The sequence below is a fragment of the Candidatus Vicinibacter affinis genome (assembly GCA_016714365.1).
In the GTDB taxonomy this organism is placed as follows: domain Bacteria; phylum Bacteroidota; class Bacteroidia; order Chitinophagales; family Saprospiraceae; genus Vicinibacter; species Vicinibacter affinis.
This window is the reverse complement of sequence record JADJNH010000005.1, coordinates 1802556-1827024: the sequence shown is the minus strand read 5'-3', so window position 1 is coordinate 1827024 and position 24469 is coordinate 1802556. Positions and strand designations below refer to the sequence as shown.

The following is a 24469-nucleotide window of genomic DNA, read 5'->3' as shown; positions in this document are numbered from 1 at the left end:
ATGAAATTTTAGCCGAAACGGCCGGTGATGTAACTTTCAGTTTTGGAATCTTTAGGATTGGTAAAGATAATTTTCGTTTCGTCAAATTCTACCAGGTCTCCCAGTAAAAAGAAACCGGTAAAGTCGCTGACCCTACTGGCCTGCTGCATATTGTGGGTGACGATTACGATGGTATAATCCTTTTTAAGTTCAAATATCAGCTCTTCAATTTTTCCGGTAGAAATCGGGTCCAATGCGGAAGCCGGTTCATCCATCAGGAGAATAGAGGGTTCTATCGCCAGAGCCCGGGCAATGCATAATCTTTGTTGTTGTCCTCCTGAAAGTTCGAAGGCAGATTTCTTTAATTTATCTTTTACTTCATCCCAAAGGGCTGCCTGAATGAGGGTTTTTTCTACCTGATTCTGAATTTGTTTTTGATCATTGATGCCGTTTACGCGAAGTCCATAGGCCACGTTTTCGAAAATGCTTTTTGGAAAAGGATTTGGTTTTTGAAAAACCATCCCCACATTCCTTCGCAGTCGATCTACTTCTAGACTTTTGATTTTGTAAATATTCTGATCATCAATCAACACTTCACCCGAAATTTTAATTCCATCGATCAGGTCATTCATCCGGTTGAACAGTCTCAGAAAGGTTGATTTTCCACAACCGCTGGGACCGATCAATGCGGTAACTGATTTCTCCGGAATGCGGGTGCTGATTCCTTTCAGCGCATGAAAATCACCGTAATGAAGGTGCACATTCCTGGTCTCAATTTTATAATGCATCAATTCGTTTTAACTTTTTTAGCAAAATAATTTCGCGCAAAATTAGCCAACAGATTCACCACCAAAATAATTAATACCAATACCATCGCTGTCCCATAGGCAATCGGTCTGCTTTGATCAATGTTTGTTCCTGAGGTGGAGATCACATAAAGGTGATAAGGCAAAGCCATGCACTGATCCATGATGGATTCGGGTAGTTTTGGTATAAAATAAGCAGCCACTGTAAAGAGTATGGGAGCTGTTTCTCCGGATACCCTCCCGATGCTGAGTATCAACCCTGTAATGATGTTGGGAAAGGCCATTGGAAGGACTACTTTCCTGATGGTGTATAATTTAGAGGCCCCCAACGCATAACTTGCCTGACGGAAGGAATCATCCACCGATTTAAGACTTTCTTCCGTGGTACGAATTATCAATGGTAAAGCCAACAAGGCCAGTGTAAGAGATCCTGCGAGTATAGAGGCGCCCATGCCCAATTGATTTACAAATAATGCCATACCAAATAATCCAAAAACAATGGAGGGAACTCCGGCGAGATTGTTGGTCATCATTTTAATGAAATCTTTTACCTTGCCATGACTTGCGTATTCATTGACGTAAATTCCTGCCAAAACCCCAATGGGAAAAGCAAATAAAATGCTGAAGAACACAAGATATCCGGTACCTACAATGGCCGGCCAAATCCCCCCTTTCAACATGCCTTCTTTAGGTCCCGTACTGAGAAATTCCCAATTGATGACCCCAATCCCTCGTTTAAATATGAAGTACAGGATCATAAGTAACACTCCGATAATGGCAAAGGAGATCAGCCTGGCAAGCCAAAAAAACATGGCCTGGTAGATTCTCTTTCGTACATCAACGTGTTCCGGAAACTTGATCATGCTATTTGAGTTTACGTTTGGAAGAAACTCGCTCTACCATAAAATTGGTCGCCAGGGTGATGAGGAAAAGCATGCAACCAAGTGCAAACAATGCTTTAAAATGTTGGCCTCCAAAAGAAGCTTCTCCCAATTCTGCTGCAATGGTAGCAGGAATGGTCCGAACAGGCTGTGTCAGGCTAGTCGGCATCATGGCCGCATTTCCGGTCACCATCAACACCGCCATGGTCTCTCCTATTGCCCGGCCAATTCCCAATATTACAGCGGCGGTAATGCCCGAAGATGCATAGGGTAAAATAACTTTTCTGATGGTCTGCCAATGGGAGGCTCCCAAGGCAAGACTCGCCTCTTTCATCGCACGAGGGGTGGTCCGGATGGCATCTTCTGAGACAGTGATTATGGTAGGCAAGGCCATAATGGCCAGTACGACCGATCCCGCAAGAGCAGTCTCCCCTACCGGCAACTGAAGCATTTCCTGGAGCCAGGGCACAATGATTACCAAACCGAAAAAACCATAAACCACGGAAGGGATTCCGGACAATAATTCAATAATCGGTTTGAGAATATTTCGTATTCGCATATCTGCGATCTCAGCCAGGTAAATCGAGCCGGCAAGACCAAAAGGCAATGCCAGCAATATGGCAAAAAAACTGACCACGAGGGTTCCCAGCAACAATGGAAGTGCACCAAAAACCGCTGAGGGTTTTGAAGTAGGAAACCACTCTCTGCCACTTAAAAAATGTACCAGCGTAATTTTTTCGGCAGTAATGTTTTTAAATCCTTTAGCATCTTTAAGCAATGACACCGGTAAGAAAAGTAGGGCCCCCGGCAAACTATCCAGAAGTTTGACTGCGAAGCGATGGGTAAACTCAAGGTCCTTCCCCAGCGCTTCCTTGCCATAAATGGATTCCAGATCCGACAATTCAAAATGGCTCAAAGGCAAATCTTCACCACCCATCACTTTCCAGTTGGTAATCTTACCGTCAAAAACATTTTTTATTTCCAGGTCTTTTAGTTCGCTGACCGGGTTATCCTCATGACCAATTAAGGTGTAGGAATGTTCTATTGGCGATTCCCCAAGAAAAGAAATTCCTTCTTTGAACAAAAAGACGACGATCAGCAAAACAATGATGGATGTAGTATATCCACTGGTCTTGATGAGTAATTCGACAAACTGTTCTATGAATCTCTTCACTGGAATTTTCAAATCTTATTGTACTGGAATATAACCTACTGTTTCAACTATTTTCATTCCTTCCGCAGACAAACAAAAATCAAGATAAGCTTTTACTTTGGCTTCTGACTTACTGTCGTAGATGTAAAACAAAGGTCTTGAAATTGGATAAGTTTTATCCTTGGCAGATTCCATACTCGGACCTGTAAAAGTTGCCCCCTGATCATAAGATACTTTTAAAGCTTTGGTATCTGCATTGAGATAAGCTAAACCTACATAACTGATGGCGCCCTTGGTCTGGCTCACTGATTGGACAATTGCTCCGGTGGCAGGCATGTTTAACACTGTGCTGGCATAATTCTTTTTATCCATTACATGTTCTTTAAAAAATTCATAAGTCCCTGAACTGTTTTCCCTGGAATACACCACAATTTCAGCATCCTCTCCTCCTACCTCTTTCCAGTTTTTAATTTCACCGGTAAAGATTTTTTCAATCTGCTCTCTGGTCAACTGATCTACTTTATTGTCCTTGTGTACAATAACTGCCAGTGCATCCACTGCAACAGATTTAACTACAGCATCTATCCCTTTTTCTTTCAATTTCAATTTTTCTTCTCCCTTTAGATCTCTGGAACACATGGCTATATCCGTGTTGCCATCTATGAGGGCGGTCACACCGGTACCACTTCCACCTCCGACTACAGAAATGGAAACTCCGGGATTGGTTTTCATAAACTGCTCAAGAGTGGCTTGTCCAAGCGGAAGAACGGTATCGCTTCCTTTGAGTGAAAGGTTATTTGATTTGCTTTCCTGGCTACCCTTTTGGCCACCATTACAGGCAAATAGTAAAGACAATGCAAATAATGAAACGATGATTTTTTTCATGATTAGGTATTTAATTTTTTTTATTGACGGGGTACTTTGCTTGGATGAGTTGATGGTTCATTCAAAAAAAATGAAATTATGGCAAAGTATAAATCCAGCATAGAAGCCCCTATCGGGAATTCTGTTTCCTGAATACAAGTTTTTGACATTTCTAACACTTTTCACTGCAAAGTTACGCTCATATTGGCCCGTAGTGGGACGGCGTATATTACCAAATTATTAATTCTGAATCACTATTGGACGATTTACTTAAAATTAACTTAATCCCGGTAACCTGTCAATCAATACCGCTATCACCAGTCCCATTACTGCCCCGTAATAATGTGCATCATGATCAATTCCATCTCTTGATTGCTTGGCAGCCCACCAGGAATAAACCAGATACAAAATACCCATGGCAAATGCCGGCAACGGAATGATACCGTACAAACTTAGAATGGCGTTGGGAAAATGATAGATGTATATAAACAGAATTCCTGAAATTGCTCCTGAAGCACCAATACTGGCATAGGAGGAGTTGTTCTTATGCTTGATGTAAGTCGGCACACAAGATAAGATAAGGATCAGCAAGTAAGCACTCAGATAGATTGACATTCCGGGGACCGATCCAAACTTGGCTATGTACATTTTCTCAATCACAAATCCAAATTGCCATAATACGAAGGCATTTAAGATAAGATGTATGTAACTTCCATGGACAAAACCACAACTCAGCCAACGGTAATAGGATTTGTCGCGGTGTTCCTGATATGGGTAATGGCGCATGTACTCTATGACAGAATAATTGCTAAAACCTGATACGGAAATGACACCGATCGTGCACAAGAGAAAGATGGTAATATAAGGAATGGATTCAATCATGATGATAAGGCAAATGATTAATGATGGTATAGGCTCTGTACAGTTGTTCTGCAAATATGAGCCGAATCAATTGGTGGGAAAAAGTAAATTTGGAAAACGACAGGAGTTGATTGGCTCTTTTCTTAAAATTATCGCTGAACCCATAAGCCCCGCCAATGATAAATATTATTCTGGAGTGCCCTCCATGTAAAAGTTGTTCCACAAAATGAGCAAACGCCACAGATTCATATTGTTTGCCATGCTCATCCAGTAAAATGACATAGTCAGCAGCACGCAAATTTTTAATCAATTGTATTTCTTCCAGGGTCTGTATCCTTTGACTGTCTTTAACACCTTTTGGACTCTGATATTCTACCACTTTAAATTTACAGAAATGGCTCAGCCGCTGAACATAATCTGCCAATCCGTCTTTGATGTAATCGAAATGATTCTTACCGGTCCACCACAATTGTATTTCCACTTTTACTTAATATTTGTAAGTACAAGGTATTGGTAAGGACCTAAGGTCAAAGTAGTGTTTTTTGGAAAGTTGACTAATGCGTGTGTAAAAAATTCAGTGTAATAATTATAATCTTTGTGTATGGAATAAGTGCGTGTGGAATCAGTCAGATTAGCCATCAGTACAATGGAGGTATTGCCTTGTTTTCGTTCAATGGCAAGGACTTCCTCAGAGTCAGAAATGATTTCCGGCAAGTTGTCTGTTAGAGAATGCAAGGCAGGATGATCAAATCTGTGCAAGGCAAGTCCTCTGTAAAAATCACGGTTGTAATTATAAACGTGACCAATAGTCTTTTCTGTTCGGACATTGATCGGTTCAAACATAGGTTCCTCCTGCCCATTCAACATCAAGGGTACTCCACCCAACAGGTAAGTGATTACAGAACATAGTTTGTAGCAACCATAACACCGTTGAGTCTCGCCTCCAAATTTAATGTTCGTGATTGCATTTTGGTTGTACATAATGGATGCACTTTTGTATTTGGATTTTACATTCTCCTCGAGAATCGATTTAAAATCGGCCACTCTACATTCATTTTTTGAAATTTTATCAAATACTTTATATAAATCCTCATTTAAGTAAGCATCGTAGATCCCTTCATTTGCCCACTCCGGTGCCTGAGATCCGCCTATCAAAACTTTGCCTTCTCCTCTTACAAGTTCACTTAATTTTAGGACGAATTCTTTAGGCAATTCGTGAGAATTCACCAGCATAATTCCATCAATGTCAAATTTAGTACACCAGTACTTAACTGCTTTTGTTAGTTTTTTCCTCAGTGAAGGATTGCTTAAGTCAAAACGAACATAATCCTTGTTGTAATCCATTCCTGACTTTTCCTCAGAAGATAAATAAAAATCAGGATGCTCTTTTCTCCATTCATGAGCCGGACCGGAATAACTTAAATTCATTTCCAGGAAGACTTTCATTTTTTTAAGATGTGCCGAGTCAATCAAAAATTTGAAATCTTTTTCAGTTCCCAACGACGTATCTATGGACTGGAAATCAATTGTTGCATAAGGATCTCCGGGATTGTAATGGTTGTCAACATCCTGTACCTTCATCACCGGCAAAATAGAAAGTGCTGTGACAAATTGAGCCCTGAGTCTATTGAGATCACGGGTTACTCCTGAGAGATTTCGGCTCGGGCTGTAATGCTTAGGCATTACCTCATAAATGGTAAGTGTCTTAAACCACTCAGGCGGCCCCTGACTGACCAATTTATGTTTTCCACAAGAGAGGAGTAAAGCGAAAACGATCACAAGTGATTTATAAATTTTCATAGAAGAGTATTAACTGTTTTTTTTTGATGGGTGACCAGAGAAATTCGTTCCGGAAAAAGTTTTTCTACTTTTTCAGTAAATGTTTTGAGCAATTCTTTAGCTCTAAAATTCCCCAGGTGCGTTCTGATTTTCTGCACATAGTCATAAGCCTGCCCTCCTCCGTATTCATTTAAATAATCCTGGGTCAAAAGCACATAAGTATCGAGCAAGGACAATCGGTTATCCGGTGACAAAACTTTGTCATACTGAATCAATAAATCAACATCCCCTCTTTCTTTTAATTCTGCCAGTAAAAGTTCCTGCGCATCACTCTTTGCAAGAAAATCAAGTATAAAATGCTGGTCGCTAACATGTGCCGACTTAAATTCTTGAATGTATTTGACCAATTCTGATTCATCTGGTGCAGAGCTGTCGTACCACACATTTGCAAATCTTGACTCTTTGAATTTTATAGAAAAATCCCTGGAGGCCTTAGCAAGTTCATCAGAAAGTCCTTCACGAATCATAAATTCAAGTATTTGACCTGCTGAAGCAACAGCCAACTCACGGTAAGGACTCTTTTCAACCAAAAACTCCAGAATCATTCTACTCCTTGTAAAATCATGCTGTTCTTTAAAATAACCTATAAGCATCAACCAATAAGTGGAGGAAATCTCCTGGAATAAATGATGACGCTTGATCAGTTCAATAAATATTTTTGGGCTGTGTGTGTTCAATAAAAACACAAGGCCTTCAAGTGGTTTGTAAAAAAATGTTTTGGTTTCTTTTATTTTGGCAGAAATCAATTCTTCCGTACGGGATGATTTATTTTTTTCTTCTTTAAAGGAGTACAGGATGTGGTACAAATTTTCTTCTCGATGGATCAGATAATATGGACCTTCGGAAATTCTATCCATCATTAAATCAAATATAGAAGTACGCAGCGCCGGTGCTTTGATGCTTTTTAAAATTTGATGCAAAGCCTGATGCATTTTGACCAATTGTTGCACCCACTTTTCCTGATTGATGTCGGCAAATGTGTCAAACCATTGAGATGACTTAACCAAGGAGGCCAATAATAAATGAACCGCTTGCTCCAAATTTCCTCTCAAATACAAACTCAATGAATGATCGTAAATCTGATCAAGCAGCAGCAATTGGTGTCTGAAATCTTTTAGAAACTTTGAAGAGGAACCCTTGGTGATTTGGGGATCAAAACCAGAAAGAGCCTCCATATAATTTTCATAGGCCAATTCCGGCGAATAAGGCTGCATCAATAATAAATTAGCCCAGGCGTTCAGGCCGGGATTCAATCGCAGACTCAACTGAATAAAATCAGTCAATTCTTTTTCCTGGTAAATCCCATCCTGAAATTCAAACTTTTTTCGTGGTGCCAATTTCTTGGCGGCCTCTTTCTTTTGACGCACCACTTGTTGATGATGCCAATACGCAAGAATCCAGGCATGCATGCATGGATTTTTGGCGGTGGATTTTCCACAGGCACATTGGATGGCACTCACCTGATTTTGGCCATATCGGATCTGACATTCCAGCAACGCATCGTCTGCTCGAAGCAAATAATGCCAGGTGTCTTTACTGATTTGACTCGCCTTCTTTATTTGTCCGGAAAAAGGGCTTTCCTCACCAAATCCATTTTGTCCTCTGGCAGGATAAAGTCTATACTGTCGAGTACAATTTTCATTTTTGTTAAAATGCTGGTTGATTTGGAATAAAACCCTAAATTTAGGTACATTTTTCGATCTGAAGCCGATGAAACATATTTTTCTTGTCCGACATGCCAAATCTTCCTGGGATCATCCGGGTCTTTCAGACCTTCAAAGACCGCTGAATGCCCGTGGCATAAAGGATGCCCCGGCCATGGCCAAAATTTTTGGTGGATTGATTCCGGAAAAAATTATATTGGTGTCAAGTCCTGCGGTGCGGGCATTTTCTACTGCTTCCATGTTCAGAGAACAATTAGGATCTGAAGTGCCGCTTGAACTTGAGACTTCTCTTTATCACGGGGACGAAACCGACTATTTAAGTTGTTTGCAGCAGCAGGAAGAATCTTTTCATGGTGCGGCGCTATTCGGGCATAACCCTATTCTGGAAAATTTTTGTGCCCAGCTGAATGATGCCTGGTCAGGCCCGGTTCCAACCTGTGCCATTCTACAATTTCAATCCAAGGTGACCAAATGGCAAGAGGTCAATTGGAACAATATCCTATATTTGAACCATTATTTTCCAAAAGAAGTCTGACATGTATAAGAGCCTGTTGCCATTATTGGTTTTGTTCTTCATTTGCTGCAAGGAGAACAAAGATTCCAAGCCACCAATTTCTCCTGAAGAAATGGCTGCCATACTTACAGACTTGTATTATATGGAGGCAAATTTTGAATCTCTTTCTGGTTATGTAAAAGACAGTCTGACGCAAACGCTCAAACAAGAAATACTGAACAAGCACCAAACCAACGATTCAATCTTCCTTCTGGCCGGCGATTATTACAACCTAAGACCTGAAATGCTTGAAAAAATTGAGCGAATGGTGATTGACAAAATTGAATCTCAATCAAAACCGGATTCTTCAACCATCCGAAATTAATAATTTGATAATCTGACATTATGGTATCGTAACTTTTTACCTACGTATCTTTGCAGCATCGATGAAGAATTCGACTAAAATCCTGATTGTTGATGATGAAGCAGATACGCTGGAGTTCATCAACTACCATCTAAGCTCTTTAGGATATGAAGTCAAAGTGGCTTTGAATGGTAAACTTGCGCTGGAAATTTTACAAACATTTGAACCGGAGCTGATTCTTGTAGATTATATGATGCCGGAAATGGATGGGCTGAGTTTCCTAAGACATTTAAAGTCTAAGTATCCCAACAATGAATACAAAATAGCCTTCCTTACCGCCAAGACCGATGACCAAACACAAATGAATGTCCTTGATTCAGGTGCGGATGATTTTATTACCAAGCCCATCAAACCCAATGTTCTTTCGAGCAGGATAAAGGCCATCCTAAGGCGCAATCAGAAAAATAAATTTGCAACAGAGGCTGTACTTAAATTCGGAGACCTCACCATAGATCCTGAGTCCTATAGAGTTATTGTGGGTGACACACCCCTTGATTTTCCCAGAAAAGAATTCCAATTGCTATATTTGTTGGCGGAAAAGCCGGGCAAGGTCTTCAAACGCGATGAAATCCTTCATAAAGTTTGGGGAAATGATGTACTTGTCGGCGAAAGAACCATAGATGTCCACATCAGAAAAATCAGAGAAAGGCTGGATGGACGGTACATAAAAACGATTAAAGGCATTGGCTATAAACTGGAATTCTAAAGTATTCAAGAATCTTAATCTCAATAAGGTAAGCCTGATTGCAGCAGGCATTTTGGGTGTTACTATATTTTGCATTACGACCATAATGGTTGGGATTGGTCTATTCAAAATGACTTTTGGTGCAATTTTTTTAGCTCATTAGCTAGCTTTGTATTTTCGGTCATTACTTTTAATATCCTTCTGCATGCTTCCGTCTACCGCAGATTAAAAGTAATTTACCGCCTCATCAACGATCAAAAAAAAGAAGACACCCAAAAGTTAACAAGTCTGATTACGGCTAATAATCTCTTCGACATGGTGGAGGCAGATGTCAATGCCTGGCTCGATAAAAAGAACAATGACATGATTGCTTTATCGAAGCTTGAAGATTACCGAAGGGAATACATCGGGAACGTTTCCCACGAATTAAAAACTCCTATTTTCAACATTCAAGGTTACATACAAACTTTGATCAATGGAGCGATCAACGACCATGAGGTTAACTCTAAATTTTTGGAAAAAGCATTGTCCAATGCTGAACGCCTGCAAACCATTGTGGAAGATCTTGAAGCCATTTCCAGGCTGGAATCCAGTCAGAGTGTATGGGATCTTCAATCGTTTGACATTCAGGAATTGGTTGAGGAGGTATTTGGCGATTTGGAAGAAACCGCCAAGCAAAAGAATATCAGCATGTCTTTTAAGTCTGGTGCGGATCAAAAATATCAGGTACAAGGTGAAAGGGAACAGATCCGCCTAGTCTTAAACAATCTGATTCAAAATTCAATAAAATACGGAGACACCAACGGTAAAACCAAAGTCAGTTTCTACGATATGGACACCAAGATCTTGATCGAAGTTTCCGATGATGGAATTGGAATACCGGAAGACCACCATAAATTTATATTTGACCGGTTTTACAGGGTTGACAAAAGCAGATCCAGAGAAATGGGCGGAAGTGGCCTGGGACTCTCCATAGTCAAACACATCCTGGAATACCACGGACAAACCATCAATGTGCGCAGCACGCCCGGAAAAGGCAGCACCTTTAGCTTTACTTTAAATAAGGTGAATTAGTTTATCGGCTCTTAGTTTTGATTTTGATAAGAGGGTGACCGACTACCGGAACATTTTTAAAATAAAGCCCCAAAAAAAATTAACTATCGAATTATACTTTCTGCAGCCAGTGGAAATACGACTCAATGATGATATTTATATTGGTTACTTCATGAATGATCACTGAATAAAAGTGTTGTTAATTAATTGCTAACAAGACGTAAAATTATTTTTAATTTATTGAATTGTTGCTAGATTCGATTACTGTTTACACTATCAGGCCTTATACCACACAGTGAATGAATTAACAATCCTTCGAAGACTTCCTTATTCACCAAGTAGGTGGTATTTCTTACACTTAAAACATTCTTTATGAAAATGATTACTTTCTCCATCGTCGCTATTTTCTTATCTAAAAGTTGCACAACCGACAAATTTGACCAATTAATTGAACAGGATTTAGGTCCAAATACTAATAAATCAAAATCAATGGATGAAACTCCGTTGCTGGTTCATTATCTAAAAAAAAAGACCCAACTTCAAAAAAGAGACTTTACAAGGAGGGTTGTCAAATATGAAATCCTGGACTTGGAGACAGGGAATAAAACAATCAGTTACAGTTGCTTACAACCAGGTTCAAATTGTGTTATCAGATCTGGATCAACTTCAAATTTTGAAAATGAAGTTTTGGATACTTTTATGCAAAGCTTTCCAAATATTGACATTCAAAACGCTGTTCGTGATAATAGGTACGCAATCTGTAAAAATGGTCTGGACTTTGAATTAAGGATATTTAACAGCGACCATGTTGTTAGCTCCCATCTCTAATTAAGCCCACAATTATAATATGAGAAAATTATTTTTTAACAACTGGTCAATTTATCAAATTGCCCTGTTGTTATCTACACTTACAGTACTATTTGCAACTTTGGGTTGTTTAAAAAAATCTAAATCTTATTTTAGATTAAAAACCAGGACTGAAAATTTTTCACAATTAAAAAATTTAACCAAGTCCATTGATTACTCTAAAGATATTTCCGTACTGTCAATTCATAACAGCGTATTTGTCTATTTCACAGATAAAAATAAAAAGCTTATAAAATACAGCTTGACTGAAAATCGAATAGATACTGTCCCTTTAAAAGTTGACTGTATGGAAGAAGACATGACCATTACAGTAATAGATCAAATTGTATATTTACGATGTGGCACACAAATGCATATTTTGGACCTTAAAACTCAAATGAGTAAAAAAATAAACTCTTGTCCATTTGAAAACTGCTACTTCATTCCTTGCATGCATGACAGATCCATATCAACTACTTTTGATCAATCATTCATCTATCAGGTTGGAAATTCAAACAATTTCAATTACATCGATTCCTTCATTTTTTTAAAATATGAAGATGCTGGAAAATTTAAAAAAATAGTTAAATATCAGGATTATTTTTCAAAAAAGTATGTTCATTACTTAAGCTTCATAAGAACTGTGGAAGATTCATTCCTTTATTACCTGAATGTTCTTGATAATAAAATATATAAATTAAATCATTGTTCCAATGAGCCAATTGGCATAAGTGAAATTTTTGGAAAAGACATAGTAGATTATGACACATCCAGGCTAACAGACATGATGTATTTAAAAAATTATTCCGAACAGGTACCGTTTAACATTCGATTAATTAAGCTGGAGAAATATCTTGTATTATTAAGACTACTTCCACACAAAAATAATTCGGAATATCGTTTATTGATTTTTAACAATGATTTAAAACTTTTATCCAATACGAGGATCAACCATCCTGTAAACAGCAGATTAATTTACAGTCTCCATAATAACCTTACTTTTCTTGACCCTCCAAATAATCTGGCGTATGAATATGTATTCGAAGACTAAAATTATTCTTCTTTACTACCTTTTATCAACCGGTTGTAAAGAAGCAGAACCTCACATCGTAATATTTTGTCAACATTGCAAAGGATGCGTTCAAAATGCCTTGCTTGACATTGAGGAAAATGAACTTGATAAAAAATTCAAAATTTATACTGATTCCAATTGTATAGATTCAAGAGATTTATTGCAAAAGATCCAATTCGTACAACTTGATGATGAGGAGCTCCACAAGAAATTTGGAGATTTTGTCAATATTGGTATCAGCTTATCCGACGAAGATTTAAAAATTTTGAAAACGAATGAACGTCTCACTGACTGTCTAACAAAATAAGTTTCAACAAAATTTCTAAAAACCAGCACCACGAATTTGCATGGAAAATCCAGTCAACTTACCAAATGTGCAAACAATTTATATTAAGAAAACCAGCAGAGAGCGCTTTTAAGATTTTCTAACCTGTCCTTCGTCTCGGTTGTACGCCGTGGTAACTTTAATCTGATTGAATCTTTTCATCAATTCATCCCGTTGAGCACCAAAATCAGGGAGAAGGTTGGATGGCATGGGCTCTCCGGATGGGAAATTCAACTTTCGGTGATCCACCTGGGTTCCATTTCTCCAAAACCTAAAGCACACGTGAGGACCTGTAGCCAGGCCTGTTGATCCCACATACCCAATTATTTGTCCCTGACTTACATGGGATCCGGCTCTAATACCGGCAGCAAATCTGGACATGTGGAGATATTGAGATTCATAAGTTTTGTCGTGTTTGATCTTCACAAATTTTCCATTACCACCAGAATAGGCAGCAGCGGACACAACTCCATTTCCTACGGCCATAATAGGCGTTCCGGTCGGGGCAGCATAATCTGTTCCAAAATGGGGTCTCGCATATTTTAACACAGGATGGAAGCGCCTCATGGTAAAACCGGAAGTAATTCTTGAAAATCGTACCGGCGCTTTTAAGAATGCAGCTTTCAATGGTCTGCCATTGTAATCGTAGTAACCGGATCTGTTGTTGACATCAAATTTAAAAGCATAGTGCTCCTTGTCGTTGGTGTTGAAATAGGCCGCCACTAAATCACCCATATTACTTGGCTGTCCTTCAATCCAATGCCGGTCAAAGACCAATTTAAAGGAATTGCCTTCCTGAAGGTGATGAAAGTCAACTGAGGTGGCCAATGCATCTTCCATCTGATCGATGATATTGATGGAGACACCCTGCTCCTGTAGTGCATTCCAAAGAGAGTTTTTGATATACCCTCCTACCTCTTCACGTTTAAGCTCATTTTGTTTGAATTCTACTCTGGGACAAGATTGACCTGATAGATCGCAAACTAAATACTTCATGGCATCAATCTCGTAGACAAAATAATCCGGGGCTTTGCACTCATTGCTGCAAATCATGGCATAAGAATTGCCTTGTCTGATGTTACGGAGGTTAAGGACCCCATCCATTGACCCAATCAAGCTGCTGATCTTAGTTTGGCTTAAGCCATAATCGGAAAATATTTTAGGCAACAATTGTCCTGATTTAACCTTTGACCGCGTAACCTGGAAGTGGTCTAAGGAAAATCCGAAATATTCTTGATCGCTGGTTAAACACTCTTTGGAAAGTACATCACAATCATTTTGAGTTTTGAACAACTCAAAATCCAACATAAAATGAAGTACGAAAGCATTGATAATTAATAAACCTAAGAAGCTGGTGATCTGCAATAGTCTCTGGATGGATTTTTGTAAATTCATTCCGATATGCTTGGTTTAATAGTTGAAAAGTTTGCAAAACTAAGCCTATTTATCTAAAAGCTCAAACAATTGATGGCTGTTAACTAAATTTTACAAATTATATTTTTCATATTACAATATTATTTAACTTATATATTTATGTATATCATGCAATTAATGATTAAATCTTGTATTTTAAGGGCCATTTTTGAGCCCGTTAAGGAACCGCTTTTAGACGGTGCCAAAGTCACAAAATGGCTCTTCCTAGGCTTTACCAGTGGTATTTAATCCTAAAAAAATGCCCTCTTGGTCCCCTTCCGGTCACTCCTTCCGCATTGGCGGTCAGCTAGCCTCCACATGGCTTAAAATGGCTTATTTTGAGTAACTTTGCAGCGTTTACTAAAAGCAATCACACCTTCCTGGAGGGACTTGTTTTTCGTGGCTTAAAGGATAATCCATTGACATCATCATCTATTTTTAACATTTCCGGACGACTGGTAAAGTTGGAGTACCCTGCCGTAATGAGCATAATTAATCTCAGCCCGGACTCCTTTTACAGCACCTCCTCCGTAACCGAAGAGGAACAAATAGAAATACGCATCCGTGAGATGATTGGCGAAGGGGTTGACATACTGGACATCGGAGCGGCTTCTTCCAAACCAGGAAGCAAAGCAATTCCTGTCGAACTGGAAACCGAACGCATTGCCAAAGCAGTCAAAATCGCCAGACAAATATCTCCGGAGGTTTTGATTTCAGTAGACACTTACAGAGCTTCCGTTGCAGCAAAAGCATTGGAACTGGGTGCATCCATGATCAACGACATTTCTGCAGGGCTTCTGGATGAGGCAATGGTTCCTTTGGTCCAAAGCGCAGGTGTACCCTATATCATCATGCACATGAGGGGAACGCCTGAAGACATGAACAATGCCCAAAATTTAATGTACAATGATTTGGCAGCCGATATCATCCGTTTTTTTGCAGAAAGAATTCATTTTCTTCATCAACATGGAATTCATCAATTGATCATCGATCCCGGATTTGGTTTTAGTAAAAACGTCCAACTGAATTTTGAATTGCTCCGAAAATTATCGTTGTTTCAAATTATTGAAACCCCAATATTAGTAGGACTTTCCAGAAAATCGATGATTTTTAAAACCCTGCATCTTGAGCCAGGTCTTGCACTCAATGGATCTACCGCAGCACACATGATCGCACTGATGAATGGAGCTGACATCCTGCGGGTTCACGACGTCGCTGAAGCCAGGGAGACGATTGCCATTTTTAAAGCTTATAAAAATCAGTCAACATAAATAATTGTTAATACATTCAATACATTAAAATCTAATTCCTCAGTAATCAGTTATCCATCAGATGCAGAAAAAAAAACAACATTGGTCTCGCAGGGCTTTCAGAAGATTCTGGAAGTTCCTCCTGGTGTTGCTGAGTACTGCAGGATTGTTTTTAACACTCTTCCTGATAGGTTTCTTTTTATTAGCCAGTTCGGCATTTACTGACTGGTCAAAAAACAGCATCATCAATTTTCTAAAAAACAAAGTAGAGAATCGTATTGAGTATGGTTCCTTTGAACTGAATGTTTTCAAGGGAGGTAAAATTACCGATCTGTTGATTTACGACCATCATGGAGATACCCTGATCTACAGCAAACTTCTGCATTTTCAATTAAGCAGGAGTCTGGGCTCTCTGTTGAAAAACGAAATTTCACTTAAAGAAGTAGACCTCGACGACGGGTTGTTGAAGGTCATTGGTTACGTCGGTGAAAATGACAACAGCCTGACCCATTTCATCAATCAATTTTCAAAATCCAAAAGTTCTACTAAAAAGAAATTCAAACTTGAATTATCCGACATCAAATTAAAAAACTTCAGACACTTCAGAGACAAACGTGAGACAGGAGTGCGAGAATATTATTATGTACAAGATGGTAGCGTTAAAGTGGAACAAATGAATTTCCCTGCTAATTACATTTTGTTGAATTCTGTTAACCTGAAAGGTCCCGCTGTTTTAATTTCACATGACCCCAATGTCATCCCTCCTGAGAGCAAAGCCATTTTAGATTCTGTGTACAGTTGCAACAATCCTTTTGTTATTTTTATAAAGAAGGCAAATCTGGAAAAGGGTTATTTTGCTTTTGACCGCACTGGAAATGTTGTTTTTGAAGAACAAGGTAAAGATCATGTCGATTTTAAACATTTCAGTGTAGATGAAATTGAAGGGAGCCTTAGCAATTTTTTTTACAGTGATTTTGAATCAAATGGAGTCTTGCATGAACTGAAGGCAAGACTCAATAATAAAATGAGAATTCAATCATTTAAGGCCGGAAAAATAGATGTAAGCAACAATAAAACCACCCTAGAAAATTTTACCCTTGAAACAGATCGTTCTTTCGTGGGAGACAGTCTGTATTTAACTTACGGCAGTTACAAAGATTTCAAAAATTTTAACAACAGGGTATTTCTTCAATTGGTGGCCAAATCCAATACTGTTAACCTCGATGAGGTAAAATATTTCTCACCCTCCCTGGCGAATAATGCGTTTTTTACACGAAACAAGGATGTCAATCTTGGATTTTCAGGAGACATAGCTGGAAAAGTGAACAGTCTCAAACTATTCAATTTCAAAGCACATATTCTTCATGACTTTGTTTTTGAGGGAGACATCAGCACCAGAAATCTTACCAAAAAAGGAAGTGAGTTGTTAAACATTAAATCCAGGAAGTTATCGACCTCCATGAACTTCCTGAGAAAACTTCTTCCGCAAATTAAACCCAATGCAGTCTATGATAAGTTGGGAGAATTTTCTTTTGTGGGTGGGTTTGACGGATACTTTGAGGACTTTGTGGCTGCAGGCAAACTTAATACAGGATTGGGACAGGTCCGAAGCGACGTCCGTCTGAATCTGAGACCCGGAAAAGATCACGCCACTTTTGCCGGCTCCCTTGATCTCATTGAATTTGACATTGGTGAACTGCTTAAAGTAAAGGATCTCGGTAAAACAAATCTCAAGGCATACATCCGAAATGGAGAAGGATTAAGTGCCAACAAAATAAATGCAGATCTTGAAGCCAATGTATCTTCTCTGAGTTTTAAAAATTATAATTATTCCAACATTAACTTCAATGGAAAACTCAGTAAGGATTATTTGGATGGTTCTGTAAAAGTAAAAGATAAAAATCTGGATCTGAATTTTGAAGGGCGCATTTCAGATATTAACACCAGTCCAAATTTTGTTTTCAAAGCCACCATCGCTAAAGCCGATCTGAAAGAACTGAACTTATCCAAAAGCAGTCTGATTGTTTCGGCTGACCTTATTTCCAACTTCAGAAACACGGATCTTAAAAAATTGGATGGTGACGTTCGTGTCGAAAAAACACTGATTTACAACTACGAAAAAAACAGGGTATTGGGTTTGGGTGAAATTTATTTTACACAAAAAAGAAATGCAGGACTTATGAACACTACCCTGCAATCTGATTTCCTCAATGCAGAAATGGTAGGAGATTATAGACTTAACAGTATCTACGACCAGTTGATAACCTTCTTCTATCAGCAGTATCCGGATCTTTTCAATGAATTTGAGATTGCTCACAATTTCAATGAGTCCGCATCATTTTTTGAAGCAAAATTAGAGGCTAAATCCCTGAACAGAATTTTTAATTTCTTTGACATTAACACCCGAATTGAAGAATTCCAGGGGGATATCAAATACAACTCCGCTCAACAGTTTTTGAATTTTGACTACACTATCCAATCTATTGTGTCCGGAGACTTTTCCATGAATTCATCTTCCGGATATTTAAAATGCACCCGAAATGAATTTGAATCTGACATCAATTTTCCTGATATTTCATGGAATAAAAGATTTAATCTCAGGGCTGTAAAATTCAATACTTATTTCAAAGACAACAAGTTGAAATTCTTCTTTTCCGGAAAAGACAGTTCGGGAACAAAACCATATTACGACATTGGAATAAACCTGGTCAGTGGACGAGGTCAGAAAAAATTCAGTTTTGATCATCCAGACCTGTTGTTTCAGGGAGAGCAATGGCAAATTCATCCACAAGCTGAACTGGAATTCAATAAAAAGAATTTCAGTCTGCGGAACATGGTTTTTAGCGACTCAGGCCGCAGCCTTCGTTTAGAAGACATATCCAACAGAGGGCTTAAAGTCATGATTCAAGGATTCAACCTTTCCTTTATCAATGATTTCTTGATCAACAAATCTGTCTACATGAGCGGAATTTTTGATGCTTATGCAACTGTAGACGATGTATACAATGTCAACAATTTAAATGGGAAAATTTCTGTCGGAAACTTCCGGATGAACAGTAATTCCTATGGAAGGTTGGTGGTGGATTTCGATCTTCCAGATCCTATGAGGCCTATGAACGTAGTGGTTTCAAACCAATACAAGGAAACCAGTATAGACGGCAAAGGAACTTTTAATTTACCTTTGAAATCCGGTTATAATTTGCCAAAATATGATTTCCTCCTTGATTTTAACGCCACTGCGTTTCCCATTTCATTTCTAGAAAATTTCATGACCAGCATCGGTGATACAAAAGGTACATTGGATGGAAAGTTTACCCTGGAAATGATCAATAAAAATATTTATGGTTCAGGAAGTCTACTGGCGTTGAATGGCACCACTCTGATAAAGTACTTAAACACAAGATATTTCTTTGACAAACAAACTATCCGCTTTGATAAAAACAAAATTGTATTTAATGAAGTCAATATCAAAGATGAATTAGGCAATCCGATAAAAGTTGATGGCAACATAAGGCATGAGAATTTTGCCCGGTATTTTATGGATGTTACAGTTAATTCTGACAAGGCTTTAGTCCTTGATACTAAAAAAGGCAATAATCTATATTATTATGGATATGGGCTTTTTGATTTTATTGCAACATTCAAGGGACCTACCTCGAGCATGGAAATGGATATTTCAGGAAGATCAGTTAAAGGCACTAAACTTGTTATTCCTGTGCGGTCTGATCGTGAAGCCACCGATACCAAGTTTGTCCGATTCAGATCGAAAGATACTTCTGTAGTTATTGCAAAACCAGCCCAAACAACCATTAAAGGAATGAATGTGCGGATGAATCTCGAGATTAATGAAGAAGCTGAAGTGTCCATTATTTTTGATGAACAAACCGGGGACATCCTCACAGGAACAGGCAGGGGAAACTTACAGATTGCTTCCCTTAGAGACAACACTTTTAGTATTAAAGGTAGTTATGAAGTGGACCGCGGAGAATACCTCTTCACTCTATTCAATTTTGTCAACAAGCCATTCAAAATCAAGAAAGGAGGAACCATCGTCTGGACCGGAGATCCATTTGGCGCCACAATTAAAATTGAGGCTTCCTATGAAGGACTTACTGCGAGCCCAAGTAATTTGCTCCAGGAATTTATTGTGAACAATGAGGAGCTTAAACAAGCTGCAAAGGCGCGCACCCCGGTAGATCTGACCATGATTTTGACAGGTTCGCTTCTTAAACCCGACATCAACTTCACACTCTCCTTCCCTGAACTCACCGGATCACTTAAAACCATCAGTGATAATAAAATAAGGTTCCTTGAACAAAATCCGGATCAATTAAATCAACAGGTGGCTGCACTGATTGCCTTCAGAACTTTCATTGGGACTAACTCAAACCTTGGATTGGTAGCCGGAATAGGCAATACTACCATTAACACCATGAGCGAATTTCTGTCCAGTCAGCTTTCCATTTTTGTAACCAATCTTTTATCTGAAGCATTCGAAGATGTAGATTTCATTTCGGGAGTGGATTTTAACATCAATTACGATGTAGACAAAAACCAATTGGGCCAAACCAGATTAAATGAAGGCGCTGTAGTTTTTAGCTTGAAACACCGCCTTTGGAATGACCAATGGGCAGTAACCCTTGGAGGAAATTATGTTTCTAACTCAACAATTTACGGAAATACTTATTTTAATCCGGAGAGTGTCATTGAATGGAATACACCGGTCCCCGGTCTGAAGATGAGAATTTACTACAAAGGAGTAGATTCCATTGAAGGAGTCAGGCATCGTGTAGGAGCTGGGGTAACATACAGAAAAGAATTTGACACTTTATTTGACTTTAAGAAAGGGATAAAAGAACAGAAAAAAGGTGAACCAAAAGACGATAAAAGCATCAACTGATAATTTGGCGCTGCTCAAGCCAACTGCAATCCTAAAAGACCTGGACTTTGATAAAATTTTAAGCAAATGTGCAGAGTTTGCTCTTTCAGCGGATGCTAAACAGGCTATTCTGGATAGCGAAATTTATACAGACAAAAAGTGGATCAAAGAAGCGCTTCAGCGAGGTCATGAAATGAAAGAGTTTTGTGCCCGCGAACCACTGAATCTAATTGAATATTATACCATTCTCAAAGAGCTTAAAAGCCTTCGAATTCAGAATTACACCTTGGGCATTGAGGATATTGTAAAGATTAAAGTCATCCTGCAGAATTTAAGACTCATCAGCACTTCACTTGGGCATCTGGCATGGCAACACCTTGAGTTGTTGCGCGGCGACCTGAATATGATACCGGATTTGAAATTTATCACCGATCGGATTGATAAAATTTTTGCGGCTGACGGTAAGGTAAAGGATGATGCGTCTCCATCATTGAAAATTATCCGGGATCAATTACGCAATAAACAAAATGAAATTTACAGATCTTTCAAAAAACAAGTAGCACAGTTTCGCAACTCCGGATTCCTGGCAGAAGGTGAAGAAAGCATCCGGAACGGTAGGCTGGTGTTGAGGGTTTTGGTGGAGCACCGACGTAAAATAAAGGGTATCATTCACGATGAATCTGACTCTGGCAAAACAGTCTTTCTTGAACCTCAGGAACTCGTGGAATTGAATAATGATATATTCGAATTGGAGTCTGAAGAAAGAAAAGAGATTTTTCGCATTCTTGCTGATTTGTGCAACCTCATGCGCCCCTTTGTGGAGGACCTTGAACAAAGCTATCTGCTATTGGTAGAGTGGGATATCCTGTTGGCAAAAACACGACTTGCCATAGCCCTTGATGCAGTGCGACCTTCCCTGTCTGACTCAGATCAGATGAATTTGAAAAATGCAAGACATCCACTTCTGTTTTTAAAGTTGAAAGAATCACAAAAAAAACTGGTGCCTGCAAGTCTTAGCCTTCATGCTAAAAACCGCATCCTGCTCATTTCAGGTCCAAATGCCGGTGGTAAATCCATCATTCTCAAGACTGTAGGATTGCTGCAATGCATGACGCAAGCCGGTTTTCTGGTACCGGTGGACAAACATTCTGAATTCAAAATTTTTAAGAAAATATTTGCGGACATTGGTGATCACCAAAGTCTTGATGACGCGCTGAGTACTTATTCCGCCAGATTATCCTACATGCGAGATTTTGAAGCAGCTGCTGATGGCGAAACTTTGATCTTGTTGGATGAGTTTGGAAGCGGAACAGAGCCTCAGATCGGCGGGGCCATCGCAGAAGCACTTTTACAAGCTTTGAACAGGCGAAAAGTTTATGGAATATTCAATACCCATTATGCAAATCTGAAAGCATTTGCTCATCAAAACGAAGGTCTGATCAACGGGGCCATGCTGTTTGATGAAAAAAATCTAAGTCCAACTTACCAATTACAAACCGGCAGACCCGGCTCTTCTTATGCGTTGGAAATTGCAGAAAAAATCCAGCTGCCATTGCATCTGATCGATTATGCCAAGAAAAAAGTAGGAAAGCAGGCAGTAAGTTTTGAAAGTCTTTTGGCCAATCTGGATAAGGAAAACAGTAAATTGCTTAGGGAAATTGAAGAATACAAAAAGAAAAAAAACGAACTCGACAAACTGATCCGAAATTATCAGGATCTACAAAAGCAATTTGAATATAAAAAACTCAAATTAAAACTGGAACAAAAACAAACTGAGATTCAATCTAAAAGTTCCAAACACCGGGAACTCGAAAATTATGTAAAAGAACTTAGAAAAGAAAAAGATCTTGAATTGGCCAAAACAAAAGCCGATCAAGAAAAAATCAGATTGCAAAAAGAACACGAGGAATTGCTGAACATCAACACGGAATATCAAAAACTTTCCGGCCATGATGTAAATGCTCCCCTAAAACCAGGGGATGCGGTAAAACTTGTTATCAATGGAATGATCGGGCAAGTTGAAAAAATCGAAAAAGACCAGATTACTGTCGTAACGGAACACATGACTTTTAAACTTAAAAGGAAGGAACTGATCAAATTAAAATCTAATGTGGAAGTCCGTCTGCATAAATCTGTAAAATCAGATTTGGAGCGGAACACTGCAGTTTTCAATCCGGTGCTTGATTTGAGGGGAATGCATCTACAGGAGGCGCAATCAATGCTGGAAGTTTACATTGACAAAGCCTTACTGGCCAATGTAAATCTGGTGCACATCGTACATGGAAAAGGCAGTGGGATACTTCGTCAGACAGTTAGCAAAACACTTAGAGGACAACGCTACGTAAAATCCATAGGACATCCTGCGGAAGAATCAGGAGGTGATTCAATAACCGTGGTAGAATTTAAATGACCATTTAGCAATAGGTACCAGACTCCTATCGAAGGCAAAGCAAACCTTCTAACGTCCTAAAACATAAATGACTTATAGTTAATAATTGATCAAACGCTATTTTGAATTGGTAACAAACTTATACCAAAATAAAAGGGGTGAATAAATATATTCACCCCTTCATTATACTAGGAAGTATTACCGTAAAATTTTATTTATGTCCTAAAAGATAGAAAACGCCTACTTGAATCACTCGATTGGTCGAGTTTACATTTCCTTCATCATTTATATTTGTCAATCCGACATTGTATCTTGCATCCACACCAAATCCGGTAGGAGGATGTACATAACTTACACCTGCGCTTATTGCAAAATCAATGACAGCTAGGTCATCTTTAACATCTATACTGACATCATTACTTTTTACTTTTGCATTTACAAGGATACCTACTTGCGGCCCTGCCTGAATTCTAAAGCCGTTGTCAAACATGTATTGCAATAAAACCGGTACATTTATATATCCAAGATTTAATTTGCTTTCGACACCGGAGGATTTAAAAATAGCACCCTGATCAGAATAACTTATCTCTGGCTGCAAGGCAAAATTGTTCTTCAGGTGAATATGACCGATGACACCCACATTCAGACCAGGTTTCAGAGACGTCTCAGAATTGTCATCGCTCGCTACATCAGCAAGATTTAAACCAACCTTAAATCCAAAATTTACATGTTGGGCGTTCATCGTCCCAATTGTAACAACTGTAATGAATGCAAGGATTAAATAATTTTTCATAATCTTAAATTTTGTTTGAAATCACATGATTTCATTTTGTGAAATATATACTTTGAAACATTCAAGGTATGATATAAGTTTATACTTTTCTGCCATTTAAAATAAATTAGAGTCAATTCTTGATTAATGTGTGAATTATGTAATCTTTCTCCTATCATTGTGTAAATAAATTTAATTTACAAGAGAAAAATGTTTGAAATGTGTTGAATGGAAAAAAATAAATTATGCTTCCAATTTAATTATTTTTTTAATATTGAATTAAATTTAAATCGCATTGATCACCAAGCACCAATAATTAAAAAATCTTAGCAATGATACCTCGCATAGAATTAATGACCAATAAATCATTCATAGGAATACGACGCATTATGTCATTAAAAGAAAACGAAACCCACCTGTTGTGGAAAACATTTATGCCCTTGCGCAAGGAAATAAAAAATGTCCTTGATTCAAATTTATATTCCATTCAAATTTATGGATCGCAGTATTTTCAGCATTTCAATCCGAATAATCAATTTGAGAAATGGGCTGCAGTAGAGGTCAGTGATTTGAATTCCATCCCGATAAACCTCGAATCACTCACCATACCTGGCGGAATGTATGCCGTATTTCATTACAAAGGTCTAAGTACAGACACCGCCATTTTTGAATATATATTTAATACCTGGTTGCCAAATTCTGAATACGGACTTGACGATCGTCCATATTTTGAAATTTTGGGAGAACGTTACAAGAACAACGACCCGGATTCAGAAGAAGAAATCTGGATCCCCATAAAAAATAAATGATTGCTTAAAATT

Annotated in this window: 21 protein-coding genes; 11 read left to right on the top strand and 10 right to left on the bottom strand. The window is 38.6% G+C overall.

Translation table 11 applies throughout. The features are described from left to right. Positions 1 to 8: 8 nt before the first annotated feature. The 8 genes from pstB to IPJ53_07210 all read right to left on the bottom strand — a co-directional run bounded on the left by pstB (position 9) and on the right by IPJ53_07210 (position 8125). The gene (pstB, locus tag IPJ53_07245) at positions 9 to 767 is read right to left on the bottom strand and encodes a phosphate ABC transporter ATP-binding protein (protein MBK7798889.1); all 759 of its coding nucleotides are present in this window, start codon (positions 765 to 767) and stop codon (positions 9 to 11) included. Continuing rightward, positions 767 to 1648 (bottom strand): phosphate ABC transporter permease PstA, encoded by an 882-nt coding sequence (gene pstA / locus IPJ53_07240; protein ID MBK7798888.1) that lies wholly within the window; start codon positions 1646 to 1648, stop codon positions 767 to 769. Before pstA ends, pstB begins: the two co-directional genes overlap by 1 nt. A 1-nt stretch (position 1649) precedes the next feature. Further along, positions 1650 to 2840: a phosphate ABC transporter permease subunit PstC gene (pstC, locus tag IPJ53_07235; GenBank protein MBK7798887.1), complete on the bottom strand. Its 1191-nt coding sequence runs from the start codon at positions 2838 to 2840 to the stop codon at positions 1650 to 1652. Positions 2841 to 2855: 15 nt separating this feature from the next. After that, a complete protein-coding gene (locus tag IPJ53_07230; GenBank protein MBK7798886.1) occupies positions 2856 to 3704 on the bottom strand; it encodes a phosphate ABC transporter substrate-binding protein in 849 nt (282 codons plus the stop codon). A 255-nt stretch (positions 3705 to 3959) separates the two neighbouring features. Next, complete coding sequence (locus tag IPJ53_07225; protein MBK7798885.1) at positions 3960 to 4565, bottom strand: rhomboid family intramembrane serine protease; 606 nt, start codon at positions 4563 to 4565, stop codon at positions 3960 to 3962. After that, positions 4558 to 5025 carry a 23S rRNA (pseudouridine(1915)-N(3))-methyltransferase RlmH gene (locus IPJ53_07220; GenBank protein ID MBK7798884.1) on the bottom strand — a complete coding sequence of 156 codons (468 nt, stop codon included), beginning with the start codon at positions 5023 to 5025 and terminating at the stop codon, positions 4558 to 4560. The genes IPJ53_07225 and IPJ53_07220 overlap by 8 nt, the downstream gene beginning before the upstream one ends. A gap of 2 nt (positions 5026 to 5027) precedes the next feature. Continuing rightward, positions 5028 to 6344, bottom strand: a complete 1317-nt coding sequence (locus IPJ53_07215) for a hypothetical protein (protein ID MBK7798883.1) — start codon at positions 6342 to 6344, stop codon at positions 5028 to 5030. Further along, positions 6341 to 8125: a hypothetical protein gene (locus IPJ53_07210; protein MBK7798882.1), complete on the bottom strand. Its 1785-nt coding sequence runs from the start codon at positions 8123 to 8125 to the stop codon at positions 6341 to 6343. The genes IPJ53_07215 and IPJ53_07210 overlap by 4 nt, the downstream gene beginning before the upstream one ends. Here IPJ53_07210 and IPJ53_07205 point away from each other — a divergent pair. From IPJ53_07205 to IPJ53_07175, 7 genes are all read left to right on the top strand, one after another. Beyond that, positions 8094 to 8582 (top strand): histidine phosphatase family protein, encoded by a 489-nt coding sequence (locus IPJ53_07205; GenBank protein ID MBK7798881.1) that lies wholly within the window; start codon positions 8094 to 8096, stop codon positions 8580 to 8582. The genes IPJ53_07210 and IPJ53_07205 overlap by 32 nt on opposite strands. A 1-nt stretch (position 8583) precedes the next feature. Continuing rightward, positions 8584 to 8925, top strand: coding sequence for a DUF4296 domain-containing protein (locus IPJ53_07200; GenBank protein MBK7798880.1), 342 nt, complete (start codon positions 8584 to 8586; stop codon positions 8923 to 8925). A 61-nt stretch (positions 8926 to 8986) separates the two neighbouring features. After that, a complete protein-coding gene (locus IPJ53_07195) occupies positions 8987 to 9670 on the top strand; it encodes a response regulator transcription factor (GenBank protein MBK7798879.1) in 684 nt (227 codons plus the stop codon). 69 nt (positions 9671 to 9739) lie between these two features. Next, positions 9740 to 10723, top strand: a complete 984-nt coding sequence (locus IPJ53_07190; protein MBK7798878.1) for a sensor histidine kinase — start codon at positions 9740 to 9742, stop codon at positions 10721 to 10723. Positions 10724 to 11074: 351 nt separating this feature from the next. Next, entirely contained in the window at positions 11075 to 11530 is a 456-nt protein-coding gene (locus IPJ53_07185) for a hypothetical protein (GenBank protein ID MBK7798877.1), read from the top strand. Positions 11531 to 11549: 19 nt separating this feature from the next. After that, positions 11550 to 12599 (top strand): hypothetical protein, encoded by a 1050-nt coding sequence (locus tag IPJ53_07180; protein ID MBK7798876.1) that lies wholly within the window; start codon positions 11550 to 11552, stop codon positions 12597 to 12599. Further along, the gene (locus IPJ53_07175; protein ID MBK7798875.1) at positions 12577 to 12927 is read left to right on the top strand and encodes a hypothetical protein; all 351 of its coding nucleotides are present in this window, start codon (positions 12577 to 12579) and stop codon (positions 12925 to 12927) included. The genes IPJ53_07180 and IPJ53_07175 overlap by 23 nt, the downstream gene beginning before the upstream one ends. A gap of 108 nt (positions 12928 to 13035) precedes the next feature. On the opposite strand, the gene IPJ53_07170 is transcribed toward IPJ53_07175, so the two are convergent. Next, on the bottom strand, positions 13036 to 14340 hold the full coding sequence (locus tag IPJ53_07170; protein ID MBK7798874.1) for a peptidoglycan DD-metalloendopeptidase family protein: 1305 nt from the start codon (positions 14338 to 14340) through the stop codon (positions 13036 to 13038). A 356-nt stretch (positions 14341 to 14696) separates the two neighbouring features. Here IPJ53_07170 and folP point away from each other — a divergent pair, with 356 nt between their 5' ends. From folP to IPJ53_07155, 3 genes are all read left to right on the top strand, one after another. Further along, complete coding sequence (gene folP, locus IPJ53_07165) at positions 14697 to 15629, top strand: dihydropteroate synthase (GenBank protein ID MBK7798873.1); 933 nt, start codon at positions 14697 to 14699, stop codon at positions 15627 to 15629. A 61-nt stretch (positions 15630 to 15690) separates the two neighbouring features. Further along, positions 15691 to 20508 carry a translocation/assembly module TamB domain-containing protein gene (locus IPJ53_07160; protein MBK7798872.1) on the top strand — a complete coding sequence of 1606 codons (4818 nt, stop codon included), beginning with the start codon at positions 15691 to 15693 and terminating at the stop codon, positions 20506 to 20508. Beyond that, positions 20477 to 22897, top strand: a complete 2421-nt coding sequence (locus IPJ53_07155) for a Smr/MutS family protein (protein ID MBK7798871.1) — start codon at positions 20477 to 20479, stop codon at positions 22895 to 22897. The genes IPJ53_07160 and IPJ53_07155 overlap by 32 nt, the downstream gene beginning before the upstream one ends. Before the next feature lie 190 nt (positions 22898 to 23087). Here the strand turns inward: IPJ53_07155 and IPJ53_07150 are convergent, their stop codons facing one another. After that, on the bottom strand, positions 23088 to 23669 hold the full coding sequence (locus tag IPJ53_07150; GenBank protein MBK7798870.1) for a PorT family protein: 582 nt from the start codon (positions 23667 to 23669) through the stop codon (positions 23088 to 23090). A 311-nt stretch (positions 23670 to 23980) separates the two neighbouring features. On the opposite strand from IPJ53_07150, the gene IPJ53_07145 reads away from it, so the two are divergent. Beyond that, the gene (locus IPJ53_07145; GenBank protein ID MBK7798869.1) at positions 23981 to 24457 is read left to right on the top strand and encodes a GyrI-like domain-containing protein; all 477 of its coding nucleotides are present in this window, start codon (positions 23981 to 23983) and stop codon (positions 24455 to 24457) included. The last annotated feature ends 12 nt before the right edge of the window (positions 24458 to 24469 follow it).